Annotated in this window: 19 protein-coding genes and 1 pseudogene; 4 read left to right on the top strand and 16 right to left on the bottom strand. The window is 61.1% G+C overall.

Annotation, left to right across the window (positions count from 1 at the left end; translation table 11 throughout):
• From PMI24_RS29655 to PMI24_RS25205, 12 genes and pseudogenes are all read right to left on the bottom strand, one after another.
• Nucleotides 1-176, bottom strand: a pseudogene (locus tag PMI24_RS29655) (phage infection protein); the annotation flags it as partial.
• A 113-nt stretch (nt 177-289) separates the two neighbouring features.
• Complete coding sequence (locus PMI24_RS25255; RefSeq protein WP_007959073.1) at nt 290-985, bottom strand: anti-sigma factor; 696 nt, start codon at nt 983-985, stop codon at nt 290-292.
• Complete coding sequence (locus PMI24_RS25250; RefSeq protein WP_045121889.1) at nt 982-1515, bottom strand: sigma-70 family RNA polymerase sigma factor; 534 nt, start codon at nt 1513-1515, stop codon at nt 982-984. The genes PMI24_RS25255 and PMI24_RS25250 overlap by 4 nt, the downstream gene beginning before the upstream one ends.
• A 42-nt stretch (nt 1516-1557) precedes the next feature.
• Nucleotides 1558-2079: a DUF3455 domain-containing protein gene (locus PMI24_RS25245; RefSeq protein WP_007959070.1), complete on the bottom strand. Its 522-nt coding sequence runs from the start codon at nt 2077-2079 to the stop codon at nt 1558-1560.
• A gap of 119 nt (nt 2080-2198) precedes the next feature.
• Nucleotides 2199-3812 carry an ABC transporter ATP-binding protein gene (locus tag PMI24_RS25240; protein ID WP_007959069.1) on the bottom strand — a complete coding sequence of 538 codons (1614 nt, stop codon included), beginning with the start codon at nt 3810-3812 and terminating at the stop codon, nt 2199-2201.
• Nucleotides 3813-3826: 14 nt separating this feature from the next.
• A complete protein-coding gene (locus PMI24_RS25235; protein WP_007959068.1) occupies nt 3827-4849 on the bottom strand; it encodes an ABC transporter permease in 1023 nt (340 codons plus the stop codon).
• Nucleotides 4849-5913, bottom strand: a complete 1065-nt coding sequence (locus PMI24_RS25230) for a microcin C ABC transporter permease YejB (protein ID WP_007959066.1) — start codon at nt 5911-5913, stop codon at nt 4849-4851. Before PMI24_RS25230 ends, PMI24_RS25235 begins: the two co-directional genes overlap by 1 nt.
• Before the next feature lies 1 nt (nt 5914).
• A complete protein-coding gene (locus tag PMI24_RS25225) occupies nt 5915-7786 on the bottom strand; it encodes an extracellular solute-binding protein (RefSeq protein WP_007959065.1) in 1872 nt (623 codons plus the stop codon).
• 110 nt (nt 7787-7896) lie between these two features.
• The gene (locus PMI24_RS25220) at nt 7897-10602 is read right to left on the bottom strand and encodes a TonB-dependent receptor (protein ID WP_007959064.1); all 2706 of its coding nucleotides are present in this window, start codon (nt 10600-10602) and stop codon (nt 7897-7899) included.
• A 208-nt stretch (nt 10603-10810) separates the two neighbouring features.
• Nucleotides 10811-11212, bottom strand: a complete 402-nt coding sequence (locus PMI24_RS25215; RefSeq protein WP_007959059.1) for an ExbD/TolR family protein — start codon at nt 11210-11212, stop codon at nt 10811-10813.
• Complete coding sequence (locus PMI24_RS25210) at nt 11212-11916, bottom strand: MotA/TolQ/ExbB proton channel family protein (RefSeq protein ID WP_007959058.1); 705 nt, start codon at nt 11914-11916, stop codon at nt 11212-11214. Before PMI24_RS25210 ends, PMI24_RS25215 begins: the two co-directional genes overlap by 1 nt.
• A 49-nt stretch (nt 11917-11965) precedes the next feature.
• The gene (locus PMI24_RS25205; protein WP_007959057.1) at nt 11966-12784 is read right to left on the bottom strand and encodes a TonB family protein; all 819 of its coding nucleotides are present in this window, start codon (nt 12782-12784) and stop codon (nt 11966-11968) included.
• Between the two features lie 1090 nt (nt 12785-13874).
• Here PMI24_RS25205 and PMI24_RS25200 point away from each other — a divergent pair.
• Nucleotides 13875-14498, top strand: a complete 624-nt coding sequence (locus PMI24_RS25200; protein WP_007959055.1) for a glutathione S-transferase N-terminal domain-containing protein — start codon at nt 13875-13877, stop codon at nt 14496-14498.
• On the opposite strand, the gene PMI24_RS25195 is transcribed toward PMI24_RS25200, so the two are convergent.
• Nucleotides 14499-14939: a CBS domain-containing protein gene (locus tag PMI24_RS25195; protein WP_007959054.1), complete on the bottom strand. Its 441-nt coding sequence runs from the start codon at nt 14937-14939 to the stop codon at nt 14499-14501.
• A gap of 222 nt (nt 14940-15161) precedes the next feature.
• On the opposite strand from PMI24_RS25195, the gene PMI24_RS28605 reads away from it, so the two are divergent.
• On the top strand, nt 15162-18647 hold the full coding sequence (locus PMI24_RS28605; protein WP_007959053.1) for an NEL-type E3 ubiquitin ligase domain-containing protein: 3486 nt from the start codon (nt 15162-15164) through the stop codon (nt 18645-18647).
• Nucleotides 18648-18710: 63 nt separating this feature from the next.
• Here the strand turns inward: PMI24_RS28605 and PMI24_RS25185 are convergent, their stop codons facing one another.
• Entirely contained in the window at nt 18711-21419 is a 2709-nt protein-coding gene (locus tag PMI24_RS25185) for an RHS repeat-associated core domain-containing protein (protein ID WP_052026249.1), read from the bottom strand.
• A gap of 185 nt (nt 21420-21604) precedes the next feature.
• Here PMI24_RS25185 and PMI24_RS25180 point away from each other — a divergent pair, with 185 nt between their 5' ends.
• Nucleotides 21605-23965 carry a DNA polymerase II gene (locus tag PMI24_RS25180; RefSeq protein ID WP_162130489.1) on the top strand — a complete coding sequence of 787 codons (2361 nt, stop codon included), beginning with the start codon at nt 21605-21607 and terminating at the stop codon, nt 23963-23965.
• Here PMI24_RS25180 and PMI24_RS25175 read toward each other — a convergent pair.
• Nucleotides 23930-24400, bottom strand: coding sequence for a DUF1810 domain-containing protein (locus PMI24_RS25175; protein WP_007959050.1), 471 nt, complete (start codon nt 24398-24400; stop codon nt 23930-23932). The two genes, PMI24_RS25180 and PMI24_RS25175, sit on opposite strands and share 36 nt — an antisense overlap.
• Before the next feature lie 29 nt (nt 24401-24429).
• Nucleotides 24430-25251, bottom strand: a complete 822-nt coding sequence (locus PMI24_RS25170) for an aldo/keto reductase (RefSeq protein ID WP_007959049.1) — start codon at nt 25249-25251, stop codon at nt 24430-24432.
• Between the two features lie 485 nt (nt 25252-25736).
• Here PMI24_RS25170 and PMI24_RS25165 point away from each other — a divergent pair.
• On the top strand, nt 25737-25924 hold a 188-nt coding region (locus tag PMI24_RS25165), incomplete at its 3' end, for a hypothetical protein (RefSeq protein WP_007959047.1).

Genomic DNA, 25924 nt, shown 5'->3' with positions numbered 1-25924 from the left:
GAACCACCTTCAGCAACGCGGCGTTCAATCAGACGATCCGAGCCACCTTCGGCAACGCGACGTTCGATCAACCGATCCGAACCGCCTTCGGCGATCATGGTGTGGGCCGGTTTGGCGGCAAATGCGTTGAAGGCCAGAACCGAAAGGGCAATGCTGAGGATGACTTGGCGTTTCATGATTTTGTGCTCCGGGGGTGTTGTTTGTTTGGTATGGAGCCGATGTTACGCCCGGGATTTTTTAAGAGAACTTCATTGACGTGATGGTGAACATCGACGCCGATGATGGTTTGTCACAGCACCTTCACTGCGCGGCCGATTGCCTGAATCGGTCCGGTGGGTTTGCCGATCGGCGAGCCGTTGGCGCCTTCCAGCGTCAGCTCGAACAACTGGTTAGGTTGCAGCGGCGGCAGCTTGTCCAGCGGGATCGATAGCGCCTGGCCCGGTTTGACCAGGCCCAGCGACACCGGGCCCTGCCAGCCGTCGGCCTTGGTCCAGAACTCCAGCGCCTTGTCGGCCGGCACCTCGACCACGCCCAGCGGAATCAACTGAATCTCCCGTGGACTGCTGGCCTGGATCACCCAGCCCGGCGCCTTGTCCTGCGGGGCGACCAGCACCACCAGAAAACTTGGTTTCGGCGTGGTCTGGGTCAACAGGATCGAACCCAGCAACAAAGTCGCGGCCAGCCCGGCAGCGCTCAAACCGCGCCACAGCGACAGGCGGTTCCACCATGAAATCTCGGGCGCCACCTTATGGGTGAGTTGCCCGACACTGCGTTCAATGCGTTGCCACAGCTGCGACGAGGGCTGATGCGCCGGGGCGAGGTCGGTCAGCTCCAGCAGACGCCGCTCCCAGGCATCCACCGCCGCTTGCAGTTCCGGCTCGTTGGGCAAGCGCCGTTGCACCTCGGCGCGCGCTTCGGCCGAGAGGGTGCCAAGCACGTATTCGCTGGCCAGTTCATCGCGTTCCTGCGCCGATTCGGTGGTCATCCCATGCACTCCCGCAACGCATTGAGGCTGCGCTTGATCCAGGCTTTGACGGTGCCCAGCGGCGTGTCGAGGCGTTGGGCGATCTGCGCGTGGCTGTAACCGTCGACGTAGGCGTGAAGGATGCAGCGGCGGCGTTGCGGTTCCAGTTGATGCAGGCAGCGGTGGATGCGGGTCGATTGCGCGAGTGCATCGAAGCCGTCATCAATCGCCGGGGATTCGTTGCTGTCGTTGAGCGGGGTTTCCCGATCGTGATTGCGCAGCACATTCAGCGCCAGATGCCGGGTCACGCTGAACATCCAGCCCCGCGCCGAACCGCGCGCCGGATCGAACCCCGACGCGCCAGCCCAGATCTTGAGGAAGGCGTCGTGAACGATGTCTTCGGCCAGCGCCGTATCACGCACCAGACGCCGGGCCACACCGAGCAGCCGCGGACTTTCCTGCACGTACAATTCGCGCAGGGCCCCGCGCTCGCCGCGGGCACAGGCGGCGAGGCGGGCTTCGTAATCGAACGCGGTTTCGGGCAATGGCATGTCCTGCAATCTAGCAAGCATCGGCCAAACGTCCAGTCAGGGTCAGTTAGCCGCCCAGAAAATGTAGTCGGCCTGGTACTTCACCACTTCCTGTTTGCCCTTGTTCGCCGCCGTGCATTCGCTGCCCGGCGCCACGCCGCCCTTGAGCGCCACGCGCTGGATGTAGCTCACGCCGCTCATGGCGCCTTTGCCCTCGGCGGGGTTGGCCTTGACCAGTTGATAGGGCAGGTTGCCCGGGCTCGAAGGCGCTACGGCCAATTGCGTGCCGGTGACTTTCGAACCGTCCTGCGCCTGCCAGGTGGCGGGCGGGCCGAAGTAGGTGCCGACCTGTTTGCCGCTGCGATCGTTGAGCACTGCTTTCGGGCCGACGAACACCCACTCGGTCTGGCCGGCGACGTTGGCCTTGTCCCGGCATTCGTAGGTGATCTCGCCGACCCCGGTAGTTTCCATCGCGATCTTGTGGCCGTCCGGCACCTTGATCGCGTCGGGATAACTGCTTTGGGCGAAGCTTGTCGAAGCGATGGCAAGCAAACCGGTGAGGCCGATCAGTTGGGTGATGTTCATCAGTGTTTCTCCGAAAAAGGGTAAACCGCTGACAGCCGAAAGAGGGCTGTTACAGGGACTACCCGTGACGGAGGCGTTTGGATGCAGTGGCCGGAAAATAAATCTGAAAGCACTGAAGGTCAGATTGCTGTAACCCGCTCACACCCGGTTTTTGCCAAGGCCAAGCCGGAGGCTTTCAGGAGTTCCTGGGTATACGCATGCTGCGGCGCCGCAAAAATCTGGCGCGACGCTCCCTGTTCCACCACCTTGCCGTCCTTGATCACCATCAAATCGTGCGCCAGCGCATGCACCACCGCCAGGTCATGGCTGATGAACAGGTACGTCAGCCCATGGCGGATCTGCAACTGCCGCAGCAATTCCACCACCTGTTTCTGCACCGTGCGATCCAGCGCCGAGGTCGGTTCGTCGAGCAGAATCAGCGCCGGTTCCAGCACCAGCGCCCGGGCGATGGAAATGCGCTGGCGCTGGCCACCGGAGAACTCATGGGGATAGCGATGCCGGCTCTGCGGATCGAGGCCGACTTCCTCCAGTACGCGGATCACCGCTGCCTCACGTTCCTCGGCTGTCCCGATGCCGTGGGTCAGCAGGCCTTCGGCGATGATCTGCTGCACCGACATCCGAGGGCTGAGGCTGCCGAACGGATCCTGGAACACCACCTGGATCTGCCGGCGCAACGGGCGCATCAAACGCTGATTGAGCAGGCTCAGTTGCTTGTTGCCGAAGCGAATATCGCCCTCGGATTCCACCAGCCGCAGAATCGCCTGGCCCAGTGTCGACTTGCCCGAGCCGGACTCGCCGACAATGCCCAGGGTCTTGCCCCGTTGCAGCCGGAAACTCACGCCGTCCACGGCCTTGATGTATTCCTGGGTGCGACTGAACAACGCCTTGGGCAGCGGGAACCAGACTTTCAGATCGTCCACTTCCAGCAAGTTGTGATCGTAGCGACTCGGCACCGGCGCGCCGGACGGTTCTGCCTCGATCAGCAGGCGGCTGTAAGGATGTTGCGGTGCGCGGAACAGCGTTGCGCAATCGGCCTGTTCGACGATTTCCCCGTGGCGCATCACGCACACCCGTTGGGCGATACGCCGCACCAGATTGAGGTCATGACTGATCAGCAGCAGCGACATGCCGAGGCGTTGCTGCAACTCGATCAGCAGCTCGAGAATTTTCTGCTGCACGGTCACGTCCAGTGCCGTGGTCGGCTCATCGGCAATCAGCAATTCCGGTTCGTTGGCCAGCGCCATGGCGATCATCACCCGTTGCCGCTGGCCGCCGGAGAGCTGGTGCGGATAGGCTTTCAAGCGCTGCAACGGTTGGCGAATGCCGACCAGTTCCAGCAGCTCCAGCGTGCGCTGGCGCGCGGCGCGGCCCTTGAGCCCCTTGTGAATCTCCAGCACTTCGCTGATCTGTTTTTCCACCGTGTGCAGCGGGTTCAGCGAGGTCATCGGCTCCTGGAAAATCATTGCGATGCGGTTGCCGCGCAAGCTGCGCAGCTGCTGTTCGCTGGCGTGCAGCAAGTCCGCGCCGTTGTAGCGGATGCTGCCCGTGCTGCTGACGGTCTTGGCCGGCAGCAAACGCAGGATCGAGTGGGCCGTCACCGACTTGCCCGAGCCGGATTCGCCGACCAGTGCCAGGCACTCGCCACGGCGGATGTCGAGGTTCACGCCGTGCACCACTTCGTGCCCGGCGAAGGAGACGCGCAGGTCGCGGATTTCAATCAGGTTATCGGTCATTTCAGCTCCGGGGATCAGGATCGCGGATCGAACGCGTCACGGCAGGCTTCGCCGATAAACACCAGCAGGGACAGAATCAGCGCCAGGGCAAAAAACGCCGTCAGCCCCAGCCACGGCGCTTGCAGATTGCGCTTGGCCTGGCCGATCAGTTCCCCCAGCGACGCGGTGCCGGCGGGCATGCCGAAGCCGAGAAAATCCAGCGCGGTGAGCGTGGCGATGGCGCCGGTCAGAATGAACGGCAGGTAGGTGAGGGTGGAGGTCATGGCGTTGGGCAGAATGTGCCGGCGCATCAGCTCGCTGTCCGTCAGGCCCAGAGCCCGTGCGGCCTTGACGTATTCCAGGCTGCGCCCGCGCAGGAACTCGGCGCGCACCACGTCCACCAGTGCCAGCCAGGAAAACAGCGCCATGATCCCCAGCAGCCACCAGAAACTCGGCGAGACGAACCCCGACAAAATGATCAGCAGGTACAGCACCGGCAGCCCCGACCAGATCTCCAGCACCCGTTGCCCGAGCAAGTCGACCCAGCCGCCGTAGTACCCCTGCAACGCCCCGGCGACGATGCCGACCAGGGCACTGACGGCGGTGAGGATCAGCGCGAACAGAATCGAAATCCGCGTGCCGAAAATCACCCGCGCCAACACGTCCCGCGCCTGATCGTCGGTGCCCAGCCAGTTGCTGGAGGACGGCGGGCTCGGCGCCGGTTCCGTGAGGTCGTAATTGACCGTGTCGTAGCTGAACGGGATCGGCGGGAACAGCATCCAGCCGCCCTGATCCTCGATCAGTTTGTGCACGTAATTGCTGGCGTAATCCGGATGGAACGGCAGTTCACCGCCGAAATCGGTTTCCTGATAATCGCTTAGGATCGGGAAGTAGAAGGCGTCGTGGTAGCGGATCACCAGCGGCTTGTCGTTGGCGATCAGTTCGCCGCCGAGGCAGATCAGGCACAGCCCGATGAACAGCCACAGCGACCAGCGCCCGCGACGGTTGGCCTTGAATTGCGCGATGCGCCGCCGGCCCAGAGGGGAGAGTGTGAACATCAGGCAGTCCTCGCCGAGAAGTCGATGCGCGGGTCGAGCAGGGTGTAGCAGAGGTCGCCGATCAGCTTGATCAACAGGCCGAACAGGGTGAACAGGAACAGTGTGCCGAACACCACCGGGTAGTCTCGCGACACCGCCGCTTCGTAGCTCATGCGCCCGAGGCCGTCGAGGTTGAAGATGGTTTCGATCAGCAGCGAGCCGGCGAAAAACACCTCGATCAATGCCGACGGCACACCGGCCACCACCAACATCATCGCGTTGCGAAACACATGGCCGTAGAGCACGCGTCTTTCGGTCAGGCCCTTGGCGCGCGCGGTGATCACGTACTGGCGGCTGATCTCGTTGAGGAAGCTGTTTTTGGTCAGGATCGTCAGCGTCGCAAAACCGCCGATCACCAGCGCCGTCACCGGCAACACCAGGTGCCAGAGGTAGTCGCCGATCTTGCCCCACAGGCTCAGGCTGTCGAAGTTGTCCGAGACCAGCCCCTGTACCGGAAACCAGTTGACGTAGCTGCCCCCGGCGAACACCACGATCAACAGGATCGCGAACAGAAACGCCGGCATCGCGTAACCGACGATGATCGCCGTGCTGCTCCAGACATCGAATGCGCTGCCGTTTTTGATCGCCTTGCGGATCCCCAGCGGGATCGAAATCAGGTAGGTGATCAACGTCGCCCACAGGCCGAGGGACAGCGACACCGGCAGCTTCTGCACAATCAGATCCGTCACCTTCGCACCGCGAAAGAAGCTGCTGCCCAGATCCAGTTGCGCGTAGTTCTTGAGCATCAGCCACAGGCGTTCGTGCATCGGTCGGTCGAAACCGTAGTGGTGTTTGATCTCTTCGATCAGCGCCGGGTCCAGGCCACGGCTGCTGCGCCCGGCACCGCCGATCGCGGTGACCTCGCTGGCGCCGCCCATGCTGTGCCCGCCGAAGCCTTGCAGGCGGGCGATGGCCTGTTCCACCGGGCCGCCGGGCGCGGCCTGCACGATGACGAAGTTGACCACCAGAATGCACAGCAGCGTCGGGATGATCAGCAACAGACGTCGACTCAGATAACGCCACATGTCACTGGCCCCCCGCGAGCTGGTGCAGGGCACTCATCTGCTGGTTGGTCAGCGGCTTGGCCGAGACCTCCCACCACGTGTCGAGGCCTTCGCTGTAGATCGGCTGCACCGGCGGCCTGCCGAAACGGTTCTGATACACCGTCGGCGTGCCTTTGGAGTAGTAGTTGGGAATCATGTAGTCACCCCATTGCAGCACCCGGTCGAGGGCGCGGGCGTAACGCACCATGGCGTCGCGGGTATTGGCCTGGACCAGGCCGTCGATCAGCCGGTCCACCGCCGGGTCGGCCAGCACCATCGAATTGGAGCTGCCGACTTGCGTGGCGCTCTGCGAGGCATACAGGCTGTACAACTCGCGGCCCGGCGAGACGATCGGATCGCCGCTGCGCGGGAAACTGGTGACGATCATGTCGTAGTCCCGGGCGTTGAGCCGGTTGACGTACTGCGCCGAATCGATGCGTCGCAGATTCAGAGTGATGCCGATCTGCGCCAGGGTGCGTTTGTACGGCAGCAGCATGCGGTCGAAACCGCCCTGGCCATCGAGGAAGGTGAATTCGAATGGCTCACCGGCGGCGTTCACCAGCCGGTTGTTTTTCGGCGTCCATCCGACTTCGGCCAACAGCTTCAGGGCCTGTAACTGCTTGTCGCGGATGTAGCCGCTGCCATCGGTTTTCGGCGCTTGATAGACGCTGCTGAAAACCTCGTCCGGAATCTGTCCGCGCAGCGGTTCGAGGATTGCCAGCTCGCCGGCGTCGGGCAGGGCGGTGGCGGCCATTTCACTCTTCGGCCAGTAGCTGTTCTGGCGCACGTAGAAGCCGCGCATCATCTGCTTGTTGGTCCACTCGAAATCCCACAGCAGGCTCAGCGCCTGACGCACGCGGCGATCCTTGAACAACGGGTTCTGCAGATTGAACACAAACCCCTGGGCGCTGGTCGGTTTGTCCGGGGCGAGAATCGCCTGTTGCAGGCGACCGTCACGCAGGGCCGGGCTGTCGTAGCCGACCACGTAGCCGGACGAGGAAAACTCGCGGTTGTAGTCGAATGCGCCGGCCTGCAGCAGTTGCCGGGCGACGTCGGTGTCGCCGTAGAAATTCACGGTCAGGCTGTCGAAGTTGTACATCCCGCGACTGACCGGCAGGTCCTTGCCCCACCAACCCGGATCGCGCTGGAAACCGATGCTGCGCCCCGCGTCGACTTTGCTCACCCGGTACGGGCCGCTGCCCAGCGGCGGTTCGAAGCCGCCGCCGTTGGCGAAGTCGCGGGTTTTCCACCAGTGCTCGGGCACCGGTCGCAACGACGCCAGATCCAGCGCCAGGGTGCGGTTGAGGTTGTTCTTGAAGGTGAAGCGAATCTGTCGCGGGCCTTCGATCAGTACGTCCTGCACATCGGCGTATTGCTGGCGATAACTCAGGCTGCCCTTGGTCATCAACAGCTCGAAAGTGTAGCGCACGTCCTCGGCGGTGATCGGTGTGCCATCGGCGAAACGCGCCTCGGGATTCAGGTTGAAACGCACCCACAGGCCGCCGGGATCGCGCTCCATGAATTGCGCCACCAGACCGTAGACGGTGTAGGGCTCGTCCAGCGAGCGGAACGCCAGCGGCGAATACACCCAGTCGTTGACCTGCACCACGGAAATGCCCTGATCGGCGTACGGAGTGATGTAGTTGTACTGACCGATCTCCATCGAAGCGCGGCTGAGCGAGCCACCCTTCGGGGCATCGGGATTGACGAAGTCGAAGTGCTGGAAACCGGCAGGGTATTTCGGCGCCTCGCCGTACACCGTCATCGCGTAGCTGCCGCCGGCCAGCGCAGATGCCGCGTTGCACAGCAGCGCGCTGCCGAGCAGCAGGCCGGCCATGTTGCGCATGAATGTCATGAAGTCGTTCCTCTGAGCCGGAAAAGCCCGGAGCGGCGGCTGGCCGCTGCGGGATGCGAATTCGCAAGGGGAAGGGGCCGGCCGGAGTCTTGCGCGGCCCCGACCGGGACTCAGAAGTGGTACGTCATGCGCGCAAACAGCGTGCGCCCCAGCGGGTCGGTGTAACGCGGGTCATAACCGCTCTGGAAGTTGTAGGCCTGGTTGGAGAACGGCGGATCGCGGTCGAACAGGTTCTTCACCCCGGCATCCACGTCCAGCACCTTGTCGAAGGTGTAGCCGGCCGACAGGTCCCACACCGAATACGACGCGACCCGCGCGTTGGTCTCGCGGTCGTAGTCGTTGTAGCCGGTGGTGAAGCGGTTGGTCAGCGCCGCGCGAGCGGCGCCGAAGGTCCAGGAACCGGTCAGGTTGTGTTTCCAGCGGGCAATCACCCCGTCACCCTTGAAGTCGCCGACCTTGTCGGTGAACGGGCCCTTGATGGTGCTCTGGAAGTCGTACTCGTCGACATAGGTGCCTTGCAGGCCCAGTCCGAATTGACCGTACGGCGTGTTCGGGAAGCGATAGTCCAGCGACACATCGACGCCGTTGGTTTCGACGATGCCGAGGTTGGCGTTGCCGGTGACGATGTAGTTGAGCGTGCCATCGGCGTTGCGCACGAAGCGGTCAGGGTAGCTGCCGGCCTGATCGAACACGGTGGATTCCGGGAACGGCTGGATCTGGTTGGAGATGTGAATCCACCAGAAATCCAGTCCCACGGACAGATTGCTGACTGGCTGATAGACGAAGCCCAGCGTCACGTTGCGCGCCTTCTCCGGGGCCAGGTCTTCGTTGCCGCCGATCTGGTTGAGGAACTGCTGACCGCAATCACGCCCGCCGTTGCCGCCCGGTTGCACCACGCCGCCGGTACACAGTACCGGGTCGTTGTAGTAGCCCTGGGTGTAGGTGATGCTGCGCGGCGAATACAACTCATACAGCGACGGTGCGCGGAAGCCTTCGCTGTAGGCGCCGCGGACCACCAGCTCCTTGAGCGGCTGATAACGGAACGAATATTTCGGGTTGGTGGTGCTGCCGAAGTCGCTGTATTTGTCGTGACGTACGGCGGCGGACAGTTCCAGGCTGTCGAGCACCGGCACGTTGATTTCCGCGTAGGCGGCTTTCACGCTGCGGTCGCCCTCGACGCTGCCGGCCGGGTCGATGCCCAGGCTCTGGATGTCGCCGGCGAACGGCTCGAAGTCCTGGTGGAATTTCTCTTTGCGGTACTCGCCACCCAGCGCCAGGCCCGACGGGCCTGCACCGAACCAGTCGCCGATCTCGCGGCTGATCCGCCCGTCGAAACCGGCGACCCGACCGACCGCCGTGGAGTAGGCGCCGTGGTACATCGCTTGATCGATGTACTGCTGACCGGCGCTGGTCTGCGGACCGAAGGGGTTGAGCAGGCCGCTGGCCAGACCGTCGATCATCGCCTGATCGCTGACGTAGCCGCTTGTGACGCTGGAGACGATCTTGTTCTGGTTGTACGAGGCGCCGACGTTGTAGTCCCAGCCGCCGACCAGACCGTCGAAGCTCAGCAAAAAGCGCTGGCTGGTGTTCTGGTCTTTCGATTCGCGCGGGCCGGCGGCGGTTTCGCGCCAGTTCACGTCCACCGGTTGCGTCGGGTCGAGGGCGAAACCGGTGGGCGCCGGGGTGATGCCGTTGCCGGGGTAGTAGGGCGAGGACGAATCCAGGCTCAAGCCGGTCAATGGCGCCGGGCCGACGGCGGTGGCGTTGTTGTTGCGCGACCAGAAGTATTCGAGGTTGACGTTGTGATCGTCGGCCAGTTTGCCGGTGGTCTTGCCGAAGAATGAAGTCTTCTCGGTCTGCGGCACCAGGTCGATGTATTCGCGGGTGCTGAAACGGCAGAGGCCGTCGCGGGCCACCAGGTTGGGGCCGTTGCAATTGCTGTTGGCCAGCGGGTTGGTGGCGTTGCCGTTCTGGCTGTAGTTGCCGGGGAACGCGGTGCCGGAGGTCTGGTCCAGGCCACGGCCGGGCACGTAGTCGCGGGCGAAGGAGCGGTCGTTGGCGTCGAGGTTCTGCTGCTTGTTGTAGTTGAACACGCCGAGCACGTTGAAGCGGTCCTGCTCCAAGTCACCGTAGCCCCAGCTGGCGCTCATGTCCTTGGTCGCACCGCCGCCGCTATGGGGCGGGGTTTCGCCGCCGAGGGTGAGCTGGCCGTCGGTCATGGATTTCTTGGTGATGAAGTTGATCACGCCGCCGATGGCGTCGGTGCCGTACAGGGCCGAGGCGCCATCGCGCAGTACTTCCACACGCTCGATCGCAGCAAACGGGATCATGTTCAGATCCACCGCGCCGCCGGCCGAGTTGGTGCCCGACAGGGCGTTGTTCGCCAGTCGGCGACCGTTGAGCAGCACCAGCGTCTTGTTCGCGCCGATACCGCGCATGTCGGCGAACGATGCGCCGCCGGTGGCCGCGCCAACCGAGCCCGCGCTGTTGTTGATCGACTGGCTGCCTGTGATGCGCTGCACCAGTTCGGCGGTGGTGGTCACGCCCTGTTTGCGCAGCTCTTCAGCCTTGAGCACGGTGATCGGCACCGCCGTTTCCGCATCGACCCGACGAATCGCCGAACCGGTCACTTCGACCCGTTGCAGTTGCGTGGTCGGCGCGACCACCGCAGTAGCGGCCGGGACGCTGTTGTCGTCCTCGGCAGCCTGAACCCCGGCACCCATCCCCATGGCCACCAGGTACAACGGAACGAAACGATGGCGGGAAATCGTCGCCACCAAGGGTTTGAGCGTGAAGCGTGGAGTGTTCATCAGCATGGTTGTTTCCGACTTTGTTAGACGTTTATCGAAATGGCCTTGTGAGCCCTCTTTGCACGGAGCACGGTGGTGCCGCGCCGCGAAAACCACTTTCTTCAAGCAAGCCGATCCCCTCCGAAGACGCGCTGCGTTTTTTCGGTCGGCCGATTGCGACGGGATTCAACGAACGGTGTCGGGCGCGTCCCTCACTGCGCGCCCGGCACCGCCGTCAGCGGGTGGTCATCACCGATATTTTGGTGATGCCCGAGCGCTCGATGGACGCCATGGCTTTGGCGACCTGGCCGTAATTCACGGCGGAGTCGGCCTGCAGCTGCACGCGCACCTCGGCGTCCTTGGCCTTGACCTCCTTGAGGCTGGCCTCCAGTGATTCCGGCGCCAGCTCGGTCTTAGCCAGGAAGAACTTGCCGTCCTGATCGACGCTGACCACCACCGGATCCTTCTTTTCGGCGGGGGCGACGGCGTCGGTTTTCGGCAGGTTGACCTTGATCGCGTTGGTCATCAGCGGCGCGGTGACGATGAACACCACCAGCAGCACGAGCATCACGTCCACCAGCGGCGTGACGTTCATTTCACTGAGCACTTCATCGCTGTCTTGAGTGGAAAAGGACATCAGCTGGCCTCCCGCACGGCGGCCGTGGATTTGGCGATGGCCTGGCGGCTGATGGAAAACGCACTGCGCGAGGCGAGGGCGTCGAAGTCGTGGGCGAAGTCATCCATGTCCGCCGAGGCCAGCTTCAGGCGCCGCAGGAAGAAGTTGTAAATCAGCACCGCCGGCACCGCGACGGCAATCCCCACGCCGGTGGCGATCAGCGCGTGGCCGATGGGCCCGGCCACGGTTTCCAGGCTGGCCGAACCGCTGGCGCCGATGCTTTGCAGGGCTTCCATGATTCCCCACACGGTGCCGAACAGGCCAATGAACGGCGCGGTGCTGCCGATGCTGGCGAGGATCGCCTGGCCGTTTTCCAGCGAGCGGCGTTCCTTCTGGATCTGCTGGCGCAAGTTGCGCTCCAGTCGGTCGGAACGGTTGATCGTGTGCGCCAGTTGCTGGGTGGTGCGGGGGGATTCTTCCACCAGCAGGGCTTCAAAACCGCTGCTGGCGATCCGCGCCAGTGACCCCGGGTACTGGCTGGCGTGTTCGGCGGCGGTGAGCAGATCCGGCGCACCCCAGAAGGCTTTGCTGAACTGCCGGTTCTGGGTTTTCTGGCGCAGGTATTGCGCCGACTTGACCAGCAGGATCGCCCAACTGACCACGGAAAACAGCACCAGCCCCCAGAGCACGCCGGGGACAATCATCGAAGACAAAGAATCGTTCATGGCTACACCTCGCTTGCGTTAATCGGTTGTGAGTTCGGTTGTCGCGCCGTCATTGCGGCAATTTGAAATCGATGGTCTGGGTGGCGAAGCCGTCGATCGGTGTGTCGCCGCGTTTGGCCGGGATGAACTTCCAGGCCTTCACCGCTGCAACCGCCGCGTCATCCAGTTGCGGCTTGCCGCTGGATTTGGTCACCGTCACCGAGCCTGCGCGACCGTTGGCCAGCACCTGAATCCGCAGCACCACGCTGCCTTCCCAGTTGCGCCGCAGGGCCAGCGACGGGTATTCCGGCGGCGGGTTGCCGAGGCTGGCGAGGCCGGAAATCGCCGCCGACTCTTTCACCGGGCCCGGTGCCGCCGCAGGTGCCGGTGGCGTACTCGGGGTGGCCGGAGCAGCAGGCGCCGCCGGTTGCGCAGGGGCGGGCGGCGCTTTCGGCGGCTCGGCCTTTTTCACCGGTTTGGGTTTCTCGACCGGTTTCGGTTTTTCGATCGGCTTGGGTTTCTCCACCGGTTTGGGCGGCGGTTTGACCGCGTCCTCGTCTTCCACCGGCTGTTCCGGTTCGGGAGGGGGCGGCGGTGGAGGCGGCGGCTCCGGTGTCGGCGGGGCCGGCGGTGTCGGGCTGGTCAGCTCGACGGTCATTTCCGGAATTTCCGGCGGCGTGGGCAGCGGCTCGGCCCGCGCCTGCTGGAAAAACCACCAGGCGCCGCCGTGTATCAACGCCGACACTGCCACCAGCAACAGCATCTGCTGTTTATTCAGGCCGCCGGGCTGAGAAGTGTTGGCCTTGTAGGCGGGCCGACCCGCCACCGACGCAAGCGCTGCGTTCGGTACTGGCCCCGGCGGCGTTCTGTGCTTTACCGCATCGTTCATTAAAGCTCCCTCGGGTGGATGAAGGGCAATAAGGTGCCGTTCGAACAACACAGCGTTGTTCGAGTGAGTGGTCGCAACTTTCATACAGGTGTGCAGAAGCCGATAGTTGAACTATCTATTGAACAGGGCTTGTGCAGCTTGTTGCTTCAGTAATGCCGACTTCGATGGTTCATTGATCCGGTCCGTGGCTGTTCTTTTATAAGTGAGTGTGCAATTGAGTGGCGAACATCGTTCTTGCCCTCATGGTGGATGCAATAGCAACCGCTGTGCCAAACAGTAAACAAATGTGTAGCGGTTATTTCACGGATGATACGTATGTCGCATTTATATAAGTTTCATCAGGTACGCCGGTTTTCATGGGCGCATAACCTCCCGACGGCCCTGTTTGCAAGGCTTTTTCAAGGGCGAGACAGGCCTGGCGCGGTATCACGCTGTTCAGCGAGATAGAGCGGCTGTTCTCGTGTCGGCCAGGACGCGTGATGGTGCGTGGCGGACTGATTTGGTGCGGGTCAGTGTTTTAGCGGGTCACAGGCGATGTTCCTTGTTCTTGTCTAAGTAAAGTCGGTTGTTGCGCTTGCTCGGTGTAATGACTGCAAGTGCAGTTTTGGTGCGCTCTGGGTATTAACGCCGAACAGCAAAAGTTGTAGCGGTGTGCTGTCTGGAAGTTATTGTCGAACAGAATGTTGTTGCATTCATTAATGCAGCGCGCACGCAATGACTTCTTGCGTACTATTTAAAAAATAAATAGTGCAGGCGTTCAGGTAATAAAGGGAATGCACGGACAGTTCGCAGGACGAACACGGCGCAGGTACAGGGGCACGGAGAGAAGAGTGTGGCGCAGCAGATGAAGATTCACGCGGTGAACTCCTTGTTGCCAGCTCGGATACGCGAACTTTTGGTTCGGTATCGCACCTTACAAGAACGCGGATAGCGTTCGCTGATTGCTCTTGGTGCGGGATGGGCACCGCCAGCGCTGTTTTGCGAGATCAGGGATTCGCAAGCTGCCGATGAATGCGCAATCCGTGCCAAATTCGATACAACAGCTATAAATAGGGCCAGGCAGGATGCCTTTCGCAGTGGAGGAGGGGATATGTATCAGCTCTACGGACATCGCAATTCAGGGGCGGCGGCCATCGAGGCGGCGCTCGAGCTGTGCCAGGTGGCTTACCGCTTCATCGATATCGAGGCCAGCGCGGAAGCGGCGCAGGAGCTGGCGCGGCTCAATCCGCTCAAACAGATCCCGACCCTGCAACTACCGGACGGCAGTGCAATCACCGAAAGTGCGGCGATCCTGATTCATCTGGGGCTGAGCTTTGCGCAATCCGGCCTGTTGCCCGCCAAGGGCGCTGACCGGGATCAGGCGATTCGCGGACTGGTGTACATCGTCAGCAATTGCTATGCGGCCATCGGCGTCATCGATTACCCCGAGCGCTGGCTGGTGATGCCGGACGAGGCCTCGCGGCAGAATCTGATGGCGGGTGCGCGGGAACGACTGCACTGGACCTGGGAGGTGTTTGCCGACCAGTTCTCCGCCGAGCTGTACCTGGACGATGAAACGCCGGGGGCGCTGGACGTGCTGGCGGCGGTGGTCACTCGCTGGGCCGGTGCCCGCGAACACCTGCGCCAGGCCCGACCCGGTTTCCATGCGTGGCTGCAGCGCATCGACCGGCACCCGGTGCTGGCGCCGGTCTTTGCGCGGCATTGGCCCGGCTGATCACTCCCCGCGAATGTACTGCTCCAGCTGTTTGATCAGCTCGGCCTGTTCGGCAATCGCTTCCTTGACCAGGTCGCCGATCGACAACAGGCCGATCAGCTTGCCGTCCTCCACCACGGGCAAGTGACGCAGGCGTTTGTCGGACATGATGCCAAGGCAGGTGTCGACGGTCTGGTGGGTGTCCACCGTGATCACGTTCGCCACCATGATGTCGCGCACCGGCGTGCCTACCGAAGAGCGCCCATGCAGCACCAGTTTGCGCGCGTAATCGCGCTCGCTGATGATGCCCACCACTTTGTCGTCTTCCACCACGAGCAAGGCGCCGACGTTTTTCTCGGCCATTTTCATCAGCGCTTCGAGCACCATGTGATCGGGTTTGATCTGGTGCACTTCCTGATTTTTCTGATCTTTGAGCTTGAGCAGCTGGGCGACGGTTTTCATGGCGGTTACTCAGGTGTTGTCGTTGTTCTCCAAGCATCGTAGACGCAGGCGCACAGAGCAAGGCCGCAAAACGGCAGATAACACGCAAAAAACGTCATTTCCCGGTAAATGACTCAAACCCTTTGCCGATTGCAGGTGCGACCACAAGCCGCCACATGTTTCGAAACAGAGCCCGAAACGAACAGCGCTGCGTTTTTTGTAGACTCCAGGGCCCTTAATGTCATGGATGACAGCTTTAACATGCAAAACGTACGGATCAGAAGCCAACAATCGCCCGACAACGCAGCAGCCCGATCCATCGCAGGTTCAATTCCTTCCTGGTTGTTGAAGTCCGGAGACGCTCATCGTCTCGCCATGCGGACAGCAGCCGGGCGTGATCTGCCCTGGTATCACCAGGCGTCGGCAGCGCAACGCATGGCCCTCAAAAAGGCACTTGAGGCCAGTTGGCAATCACGCAACCAGTCCGACAGGATCTTTGGCCGTCTCAAGGAAATCGAAGCGTTCGCCGAGCCGTTATTGATCGAAGCGCTCAAGACCCGATTCGGCATCACAGTCGATATCAGAACGACTTATCTCAGAACCTATCGTTCAACGGGGTTGGCCGGTGGGTTTGAAATGCGGACAGTGTCCTTGCTCGAAGCGGCGCTGAATAACTTCGAAGCCAAGGAAACACGAGGCGGTTATTTCGACGCAGCCAGCCAATTCATCACCCGACCTTCGGCGACGGGACAGTTCGAGATCGTCCCTGTCAAGTCTCGGCTGTCAGTCGAGGACTTTGCCTCACTCTGTCGTGAACTGGATATCGGTCGCCAATACCAGACCTGTCTGAACGGTTTTTTCGACTTCACCCAACCGGTGGTCAAGGCACGGCTGCAACTGGCGTTTCAGACCTGTGAAAAAGACGCTCTGGTGGTAGCCAGCGAACTCGCGCTCCTGAAAGGAGACATTGATTCGCAGACCCATGCGCTGCTTTTGCGGCTGACACAAGGAGACCGATTATTAACGCTCGGCGTAAAAAACCTGCATTGCCATACGGTCACGATGATGGGGATCGATCTGAGTTCAATCCTTCTGATCGCGGCAGACCTTGAGGGCAGCCGCTCGGTCGAGCCTGTCATTGCCTACGTCCCTCATGATCCCCGGCATCCGGTCAGGCAATATCCCTCGGCTGCCCGTTTCGCGGCGGTGCTGACCGACCAGTTGCGGGATCCGGATTACCAGCAGTTTTTCAGTCGTTTCGTTCCCCATCGGCACCGTGGGAATTTCTTCTTTCAGCTCAATGAGCGGCTTGTAGAACTGAAATGGCATGCGTCCGATCCTGGTACGCAACAGCCGACGTGGCGCCCCGAGCCGGTGGCCAATCCGGATTTGAGACTGGCCGGTGCAAGAATTGCCGGTGAAGTCTGGGACCACGTCTTTACACGTCACTTGAATCAGTTGTTCGCCGACGCCAGGACTCGGGCCGTTCCGACTGGCGATGAAGACGCGAAGTCGCGCTGGGCGCGTTGGGACAGTTTTCAGAAGGTCGCTCTAACTGTGCTTGAGGTTGGCCTCTTCGTTGCCGCACCCTTTGCGCCTCTTTTGGGCGAGCTGATGCTGGCCTACACCGCTTATCAGCTGCTGGATGAAACCTTCGAAGGCATTGTGGAGTGGTCTGAAGGGCAGCGCATTGAAGCGGCAGAGCACGTCCTCGGCGTGGTCGAAGACCTTATTCAGTTGGGCGCTCTGGTAGCGGCAGGTGAGGTGCTGACTGCCTTGAAACCGCTCAAGTCATCGCCATTGATCGAGCGAATGGAAGTCGTGGAGTCGAGCGATGGTCGATCGCGTTTGCGTACCTCGGAGCCGGAAACGACCGTTGCGCAAGATCACGAACGCGTCGATGAGACACCACTCGGCACGGGAGACATGCCAGGTCTGGAGGCGCGCTTCAAGGCGCTCTATCCACAGTCGACCGAACAGACCTTCGTTGATTTTGTCCGCAAGTCAGGCACACCGGCTCAGGCACTGCAACGGATTGGCGAGCTAGAGCAAAACTATCAGGCAATGAGCGATACCCTGGACGGGTGGGTGGCGATCGAGAAGGGTGATTTGTTGCCCATGGATCAGCGTTACCACAAGGGACGCTTTGCCGAGGCGATCAAGCGTTGCTGGCAAGCCGCGCATACACCTTCGGCGAACGGTTACACCCTGGATCTGGACTTTCACTGGACCAGTGACTTCCTGGAATATCTGCCGACGCTGGACGTCGAGTTCCCGCATGTCAGCGCCTTGCGGTTTCGCAGTGCGGAGTTGCGTACCGATATCGATGGATTTCTGGATTATTTCCCAGATCTGAAATCACTGGACTTAAGCGACAACAACCTTGTTGCACTGCCGAGTCTGAAGGGGAGCTTGAGGGGGCTGGAGTCGTTGGATATGTCCGCCAACCAATTGAGCCTGAGCGCTGAAAGTGTCGCGGAACTGGCGGCTCTGACTCATCTGCAAACGTTGAGTCTTGGGAATAACCCGGCGTTGTCGCGGCCACCGGACATCAGTCGCCTGTCTGAGCTTGTGACGCTGGATCTGCATGGCAGCGGTCTGGTGGATTGGCCCCAAGGATTGTTTGCCCTGGCAAGGCCGCGGGGCTTCGAACTGGATCTGCTGGACAATCCGATTGCTCGAATACCTCAAGTGGTACCTGGCTCCGAACAGGCCAGACTGGTTGCCCGTACACGTTTGAGCCGTGATCGATTGCCTGACCCGGTTCGTGAGCAGTTTCAGGCCTGCATGCGTTCAGTCGGTTATGACCCTGTGCGCAACTACCCGCCCAAGGGTGAGAATACCAGTGTGCACTGGCTGGAGGGCGTGAACGGCTCGGAACTGCAGGACAGGCAAACCAGGTGGAATCAGCTTGAGGCGCAAGCTGACTCCCAGGGTTTTTTCGAAGTTCTGGAGCAACTGGTCGAATCGGCTGATTACATCGAAGCTGCGAACCGTGCGGAGCTTACGCAGCGGGTTTGGCGAATGATTGATGCGGCTACGCAAGACGCGCCGTTGCGCGAGGAGCTGTTTGGCATGGCCAGCCATCCAGAATCGTGCGCGGATGCCGGTGCGCAGATATTCAATGAAATGGGCATCAAGGTATTGATCCGCGAAGCTCATATGGCGGGCACTCCCGAGCAGATTGAAGCTGCACTGATAACGCTGGCCAAAGGCAAATCCCGACTGGATCAGGTCAATGAGATTGCACGGGCCACTGTCAGGTCCCGTCTGCAGGCTGGTGAAACATTTATCGCAGTGGATGAAGACGTGGACATGACTGGCACGATCGATGAGGTGGAAATTTATCTGGCGTTCCAGACCGGCCTGGCGCAACGGCTGGAACTGCCGTGGCAATCGCGGGGCATGTTGTTTCGGGAGATAGGCGAGGTCACGGATGCCCAGATTGAACAGGCCTATGACTCCGTCCTGGGACTTGAGGCTGGTGAAGGGCTGGTCAACCAGATCATCGAGCAACGCTTCTGGCGCAAATATCTGAAAAGACGGCATCCGCAGGCGTTTGGGCAGAATGCTCTGGAATTCAATACAAGGCAGGAGGCGTTGTTCGCGCGACATGTGACGGGGGCGCTGACGCAGCCAGTGTACGAGCGAGAGTTGCTGGCATTGGCCGAGGAGCGTAAGGGGTTATTGAAAACGCTGACGCTGGATGCGTTGAACAAGGCGGCATAGGCCGTCGCGAGATAATCGCCGGTCAGGCTCACCCTGACCGGCTTTCGTCTACCTGCACGCCGCTTATTGCAGTGCATCCAGCTGGTTTTTCCAGATCTCGTGTGTCAGGCCGGTGGAGCCTGTCAAAACGTTGAAGGGTTTGACTGCATTGTCGTAAGTGGCCACCAAATGCCCGGCGCAACTGAAGCAGGCTTCAAAAGCCTGAGCGTGTTCGACGTTTTGCAGTCGTTGCGTCACCAACGAGATCGACTCTGGATCGGTAGATCCGGTCAGGTTTTGCTGGAAGTAGAGGGCGACACTGGCGGCCTGTACTTCTGCATGAGCCGCTGGCAGGCCCCGACTGACCGGCAGATGCATATTACTGGCTTTAACATGCCGCTCCATGCGATCCAGTATCGCATCGTGGATGGGAGGCGCTTCGTATTGCATCCCGGAGAGGCTGAGCGGCTCGGGTGATGCATCTCTGTACACTTTTACCGCGACATCTCTGTCGGCCAGACGCTTGATGTATTGCTCCTTCATGTAGTCTTTCAAACGTCCGAGGTCCGTGACCTCATAGACGCCCAGGGAGGCGAGATTGTCATTTCCAAGGTTGTAATCGACCGGTCTGGATAGATGGATTCCGTGTTTGGCACTCGTCAGGGTTTCCTTCTCCAATGGAATATTGATGAAATCAGTGAGGATAATGTCCTCTCCCGCGCTTGCTCCCGGGATCCGTGCGCCGGCGTGTGCCACGGCAACGGTGTCTCGATACTTTTTCGAGTATCTAGAATCCGGGTTCGCTGCCAGTTTTTTCTTGATCTGTGCAGGGGTGCCTGTCGCTGGGTTTTTGCCCGCCGTTATCATGGCGGTCGTTCGGCCACTGACTCGCTGGTTGAGCCTTTCGCCAGTCAACCCAAGCACGTCCACAGCGCTGACGGGATTGTTCCTGACCATCGCATACAGATTCCATCCATCCACCGCCCCGGCCGGGTCAGCACTGATCCAGCGCAGGCACCACCAGGCGTAGTAGCGCCTTCCATAGGCATAGAGCCCGGTTTCGTCCATCTCCTCGCCCGAGTAGCGCAGGGTCTTGTAACTCACTTCCCGTGCCGAGCCTGCCGTCAACGCGGCCGTTCCGCCGAAAGGGTAGTAGTCTTCCTGGCTGATCAGGCGGGCCCGCTGATCGAGCTCGAGCATGCCGGAGTGCTGGATGTCGTCGAGGCAGTAACGCACTTGATCGTTATCGACTTCAGCGGGGCGTCCGGCGATCCAGCGCAGGCAGCGCACATTGCCAATCGCGTTCGGCAAGGTAATGACATGCAAGACCTCGCCGGTTTCCCGCGTGCGGATTTCCAGGCCGTGCAGGTAGTAAACCTGTTGAAAGTGAGAGGTGGACGGGGTGTGAGTCTCATGCCGTTTGGAAACCCTCCTGCCACCGCTGTAGCGATAAGTTTCCTTGTCATCCGGTTCGCTACTGCGCTCAATCAGCGTGACGCTGCTCAGTTGGTCGTGGAGGTTCCATTCAAGGGGTTGACCCGGATGCAACTGCTGAAGATTGCCATGACGATCAAACAGCGCGGGAAAGTCCGGGTCGGGATCTCCTGCCTGCCATTGCACGCCCCGATTGCTTGAAGGCTGAATGAACATCTGTCGGGTATACCCACCCACCGCGCGGGTATGTACCATCTGGGTCATATTGCCGCCTGTGTCGTAACTGTAGGTCTGGCGGTAATTGAGATGATGGGCGGGATCGCTCGGCACCGGGCGGCCCGGGGTGCCGGTCGCAGGCAAGGCGTCATGACCGGTAGCGCTGATCAGTCGGTACAACGAGTCATAGGTAAAGTGACGGATCCCGCTGATACGCTGGTTAGCAAAAAACTTCGGTTGAAAGGTGTGATCCTGAATGCTGACCACGTTACCGGTATTGTCATAGCCATACTCCAGATACTGGCGCAGGGGCTGGCCGGGCACGCCAGCCTTGATGCTGGTCAGCCAGCCATTGGCATCGTCATAATCCCAGGTTCGAACCACCCCATTGCCCAATGTCTGTTCCTCGGGCAGTCCTTCTGCGTTGTAACGACAGCCTTTGAGAATGTCCTGGACGGAGTGGCTGCCAGCAAGTTGCAACGTCACCTGTATCAGTTGTCCGGCGACGTCGTATCGAGATTTTTGCAAGTGACCACCGGCATCGGTCTGGCTGAGTGGCTTGCCGTCGGCGCCGTAGTGCCATCGGGCGGTGTAGGTACCGCCATCGAGCGTTTGGGTTTCTGCAAACGGCAACCCCGACAGACTGAATGGTCCGAAGTCCGTTGATCCTGAAGGGTCGACTTTGTGAATGAGCTGTCCGCGGATGTTTTGCCCGGGATCAGCGTCCGCCTGGCCGTAGGTCAGTGTTTCGATATCGGGTTGGTCATTCACTCCGACGGCAAGCAGGCGCAAGCGGCTGTCGTAGACGTTGTTCCATACGTTGCCGCGTCCATCCCAGCGGGTGAGCACTTGATCGGCCAAGCCGGACAGGATCACACGATCACCGGAGTCGACACTCTCGGTCTTGAGCACTTGCCCTTTCAACCCATGCACGGTCACCAGATTGGGTTTGGGTGCGCTGCCAAAGAGGCGGGGATCCCAGCACTCCACCAGGCGGCCAGCGGAGTCGTAGTGATTTCGGGTAATCAGTGACTCTGTCGGTGCCCCCGCCGTCGTGCGCAAACAGGACACCTCGCGAACCGTCAGGCCTCGCCCGTCCATAACGATGAGTGAAGGCGTACGGTGATGTACGGAGGCATTCAATTTGCCCAATCCTGCGATGCATCGCACCAATGAGTGTTCGAGGCAGTTCCTATGCGAATGCTATCAACATTGATGTGACGGGTAACCTGTCAACTTTGACAGTGCCCAGGCTTTGGCGCTCGTCAGCAATATCGCCCCGAGACGCGTAAACTCGCCACTCTGGTTCAATTGTTGAGGCTGCAGTGGTGGATTTACAGCAGGGCTTCGTCCTGACCCGGCATTGGCGCGACACCCCGGCCGGCACCGAAGTCGAGTTCTGGCTGGCGACCGACGCCGGGCCGCGCCGTGTGCGCCTGCCGCATCAGCCGACGGTGGCGTTCATCCCGGCTGTCCAGCGCGAGCAGGCCGAGCGGGTGCTGGCGGACGAAAAGAACGTCGAACTGCGCCCCCTGGCCTTGCAGGATTTCGAGCATCGCCCGGTGCTCGGTCTGTATTGCCAGCAGCACGGTCAGTTGATGCGCCTGGAAACCGCGCTCAACCGTCACAGTGTCGACGTCTTCGAAGCCGATGTGCGACCGCCCGAGCGTTACCTGATGGAGCGTTTCATCACCGCGCCGGTGTGGTTCAGCGGCACGCCCGATGCCGAGGGTGTGCTGCTCGACGCGCACCTCAAGCCCGCGCCCGACTATCGTCCGCAACTGCGGCTGGTCTCGCTGGACATCGAAACCACCGAGCAGGGCGAGTTGTATTCCATCGCGCTGGAAGGCTGTGGCGAACGTCAGGTGTACATGCTTGGCGCGCCGAACGGCGATCACAGCATTGTCGACTTCGACCTCGAGTACTGCGAATCGCGGACCCTGATCCTCAAGAAGCTCAACGACTGGTTCGCCCGCCACGACCCCGACGCGATCATCGGCTGGAACCTCGTGCAGTTCGACCTGCGCATCCTCCACGAACACGCCCGGCGCCTCGGTGTGCCGCTCAAACTCGGGCGTGGCGGCGAGGAAATGCAGTGGCGGGAACACGGCAGCCGCACTCATTACTTCGCGGCAGCGGCAGGAAGGCTGATCATCGACGGTATCGAATCCCTGCGTTCGGCGACCTGGAGCTTCCCGTCGTTCAGCCTGGAAAACGTCGCCCAGACCCTGCTCGGCGAGGGCAAGTCCATCGACAACCCGTACCAGCGCATGGACGAGATCAACCGCATGTTCGCCGAGGACAAACCGGCGCTGGCCAAGTACAACCTCAAGGACTGCGAACTGGTCACGCGGATCTTCGCCAAGACCGAGCTGCTGAAGTTTTTGCTGGAGCGCGCCAGCGTCACCGGCCTGCCGGCGGATCGCAGCGGCGGCTCGGTGGCGGCATTCACCCATTTGTACATGCCGTTGATGCACCGTCAGGGTTTTGTAGCGCCGAACCTCGGCACCAATCCACCGCAGGCCAGCCCCGGCGGGTTTGTCATGGACTCGCAACCGGGGCTCTACGAATCAGTGCTGGTGCTCGACTACAAGAGTCTTTATCCGTCGATCATCCGCACCTTTCTGATCGACCCGGTGGGGCTGATCGAAGGCTTGCAGCATCCGGATGACAGCGATTCGGTGCCAGGTTTTCGCGGTGCTCGTTTCTCTCGTACCCGGCATTGCCTGCCGTCCATCGTCGCCCGGGTCGCCGAGGGCCGCGAGACCGCCAAGCGCGAACACAACGCGCCGTTGTCCCAGGCGCTGAAGATCATCATGAACGCCTTCTACGGCGTGCTCGGTTCCAGCGGTTGCCGGTTTTTCGATACGCGGCTGGCTTCATCGATCACCCTGCGCGGCCACGAAATCATGCTGCGCACCCGGCAGTTGATCGAGGCCCAGGGTCACGCGGTGATTTATGGCGATACCGATTCGACGTTTGTCTGGCTGCGTCGCCCCCACGGTCAGGAAGAAGCGGCGACCATCGGCCGGGCGCTGGTTGCGCACGTCAACGACTGGTGGCGCGAGCATGTGCGTGAGCAATACGGGCTGGAAAGTGCCCTCGAATTGCAGTTCGAAACCCACTACAAACGCTTCCTGATGCCGACCATTCGCGGCGCGGAAGAGGGCAGCAAAAAGCGCTACGCCGGTCTGGTGACTCGTACCGACGGCAGCGAAGAAATGGTCTACAAAGGCCTGGAAACCGTGCGCACCGACTGGTCGCTGCTGGCCCGGCAATTCCAGCAGGAACTGTACGAGCGGATCTTCCAGCGCAAGCCGTATCAGGATTACGTACGCGAGTATGTGCGCAAGACGTTGGCCGGCGAGTTCGACGAGCGATTGGTCTATCGCAAGCGTCTGCGCCGCACTCTCGATGACTATGAACGCAACGTGCCGCCGCATGTGCGCGCCGCACGACTGGCGGACGATTACAACGCGCAGCACGGTCGCCCGCGCCAGTACCAGAACGGCGGCTGGATCAGCTACGTCATCACCCTGGCCGGGCCCGAACCGCTGGAAGTGCGCCGCGCGGCCATCGACTACGACCACTACATCACCCGCCAGCTGCAACCGGTGGCGGATGCGATCCTGCCGTTTGTCGACGACGATTTCTCAACCCTGATCGGGGGGCAGTTGGGCCTGTTTTGAGTCCAGCAGTTGCAGGGTCCATTCGTCCTGAATCCCGTGGAAGTAACGCTCCAGCGCCTGATGCCAGGGGCTGCCTTCGTCGGCGAACTGGGCGAACAGGGTCATCGATGAGTGGAATTTCAGGTCGTCCGGGTGGCCGAAAATCTCGGCAATCGAACGTTGCTGTACGTTCAGCACCAGCTGCGTGCAGGTCCGCAGTCGGGCGCCGAGCAACGGGTGGTCGAGGTACGCACGGGTTTCCGGCGCCGAGTTGATCGCGAACCGCCGCGACATCTCGCTGCCACCGAGCCCGGCGAACTGTGGGAACACAAACCACATCCAGTGGCTGCGCTTGTGGCCCTCGCCGAGCTCGCGCTGGACCCGTTCGAACACCGGGTCCTGGGCGAGCACGAAGCGTTGCAGGTTGTATGGATCGTCCTGATCAGTGCTTCTCATGGCGAAGCCCTCTGTCAGTCGGCGGTGGCTCAGACCATGGCCAGTCGCTGCTTGCGTTGTGGCGCGTGAAACGCCTGGTCCAGCGCCGCCAGATCCCCGGCATCAAGCTGTAGCTGCGCCGCTTGTGCATTGAGCTGCACGTGTTCCGGGCGCACGGCCTTGGGAATCGCAATCACCCCATCCTGACGCAGAATCCACGCCAGCGAAACCTGTGCCGGGGTCACGCCGTGACGAGCGGCAATCTGTTTCAGCACCGGCTCGGCAAGCATGGCGCCGCCTTGGCCGATCGGGCAGTACGCCATCAGCGGCATGCGCTGTTGCTGGCACCACGGCAGCAGGTCGAATTCGATGCCGCGCTCTTCCAGGTTGTACAGCACCTGATTGGTCGCGCAGGCTGAACTCGACAGTTCCTCAAGATCCTCGACATCGAAGTTCGACACGCCCCAGCGGCCGATCTTGCCGTCCTCGCGCAGACGCTCGAAAGCCTCGACGGTTTCTTCCAGCGGATACTGGCCGCGCCAATGCAGCAGATAGAGATCGATGTAATCGGTGTCGAGCCGGCGCAGACTGCGCTCGCAAGCCTGGGGAATGCCTTTGCGGCTGGCGTTGTGCGGGTAGACCTTGCTCACCAGGAACACTTGATCGCGAAGGCCGGCGATGGCTTCGCCGACCACGCTTTCGGCACCGCCCTCGGCGTACATTTCGGCGGTGTCGATCAGGGTCATGCCCAGCTCGATGCCGCTGCGCAGGGCGGCCACTTCACGCTTGTGCGCCGAGCGGTCTTCGCCCATGCGCCAGGTGCCCTGACCAATCACCGGAACCTGCACGCCAGCCAATTCGAGGGTACGCATTCAAACCTCCTTTCTGAAACGGTCGATATCTTTAAGTGGGCAGCAGGATAGCCCATGGGTTCCCAATGAGGCGTATCCACCAGTTAAAGCGTATATGGCGAGGCTCTGTTGTTCCGATGTCTTGAACTGGAATTTCGGAAGTGCGCAAGAAGTTGCGCAGTTGTCCGTAACAAGACCCGGTTAAAACCTCCTGCAAGCCTTGCCAATCAAGGCCTCCAGCCAAGTGCGCAAGAAGTTGCACAGTACTGCGCAACTTCTTGCGCACTTTTCGACAAATGCAGTGGGAATTTTCGCCGTATCTGTGAAGAAAACTTACCAAGCCCCCGGTTTATAAGGGTTTGAAAAAGTTGGCATACTAATTGATGGCCATTGGCCGCCTTTTGGGTGATATCACCGGTCGAGGCACCTTCACTACTCAAAGAATTTTTGCCGCCAGATCCTTAGCGATCTGGCGCGTATCGCAGCACTGCGCAAGGGACAAGGGAATGTTCTCACCGGCCAACCAGCCTCATTTCAATCTGACTATCGATGGCGCGGACAGCGACTTTCAGGTGCTGTCGTTCACCGGTCGGGAAGCCCTCAACACTCCCTTTGAATTCGAGCTGGAACTGGTCAGCGAAAAGGCCTCGATCAACCTCGAAGGTCTGCTGCACAAACTGGCGTTTCTTCAGCT

It is taken from the genome of Pseudomonas sp. GM25, from assembly GCF_000282255.1.
Classification (GTDB): Bacteria; Pseudomonadota; Gammaproteobacteria; order Pseudomonadales; family Pseudomonadaceae; genus Aquipseudomonas; species Aquipseudomonas aphyarum.
Note: the sequence above shows the minus strand (reverse complement) of the source record. Positions and strands in the feature narration are given on the sequence as shown.

Bases quoted from the DNA above. Each gene is read 5' to 3' on its own strand.
- PMI24_RS25240 (WP_007959069.1), bottom strand. From the start codon at position 3,812: ATGACCGATAACCTGATTGAAATCCGCGACCTGCGCGTCTCCTTCGCC.
- PMI24_RS25210 (WP_007959058.1), bottom strand. From the start codon at position 11,916: ATGAACGATTCTTTGTCTTCGATGATTGTCCCCGGCGTGCTCTGGGGG.
- PMI24_RS25245 (WP_007959070.1), bottom strand. From the start codon at position 2,079: ATGAACATCACCCAACTGATCGGCCTCACCGGTTTGCTTGCCATCGCT.
- PMI24_RS25255 (WP_007959073.1), bottom strand. From the start codon at position 985: ATGACCACCGAATCGGCGCAGGAACGCGATGAACTGGCCAGCGAATAC.
- PMI24_RS25200 (WP_007959055.1), top strand. From the start codon at position 13,875: ATGTATCAGCTCTACGGACATCGCAATTCAGGGGCGGCGGCCATCGAG.
- PMI24_RS25235 (WP_007959068.1), bottom strand. From the start codon at position 4,849: ATGTTCACACTCTCCCCTCTGGGCCGGCGGCGCATCGCGCAATTCAAG.
- PMI24_RS25175 (WP_007959050.1), bottom strand. From the start codon at position 24,400: ATGAGAAGCACTGATCAGGACGATCCATACAACCTGCAACGCTTCGTG.
- PMI24_RS25225 (WP_007959065.1), bottom strand. From the start codon at position 7,786: ATGACATTCATGCGCAACATGGCCGGCCTGCTGCTCGGCAGCGCGCTG.
- PMI24_RS25170 (WP_007959049.1), bottom strand. From the start codon at position 25,251: ATGCGTACCCTCGAATTGGCTGGCGTGCAGGTTCCGGTGATTGGTCAG.
- PMI24_RS25250 (WP_045121889.1), bottom strand. From the start codon at position 1,515: ATGCCATTGCCCGAAACCGCGTTCGATTACGAAGCCCGCCTCGCCGCC.
- PMI24_RS25215 (WP_007959059.1), bottom strand. From the start codon at position 11,212: ATGTCCTTTTCCACTCAAGACAGCGATGAAGTGCTCAGTGAAATGAAC.
- PMI24_RS25220 (WP_007959064.1), bottom strand. From the start codon at position 10,602: ATGCTGATGAACACTCCACGCTTCACGCTCAAACCCTTGGTGGCGACG.
- PMI24_RS25230 (WP_007959066.1), bottom strand. From the start codon at position 5,913: ATGTGGCGTTATCTGAGTCGACGTCTGTTGCTGATCATCCCGACGCTG.
- PMI24_RS25205 (WP_007959057.1), bottom strand. From the start codon at position 12,784: ATGAACGATGCGGTAAAGCACAGAACGCCGCCGGGGCCAGTACCGAAC.
- PMI24_RS25195 (WP_007959054.1), bottom strand. From the start codon at position 14,939: ATGAAAACCGTCGCCCAGCTGCTCAAGCTCAAAGATCAGAAAAATCAG.
- PMI24_RS28605 (WP_007959053.1), top strand. From the start codon at position 15,162: ATGGATGACAGCTTTAACATGCAAAACGTACGGATCAGAAGCCAACAA.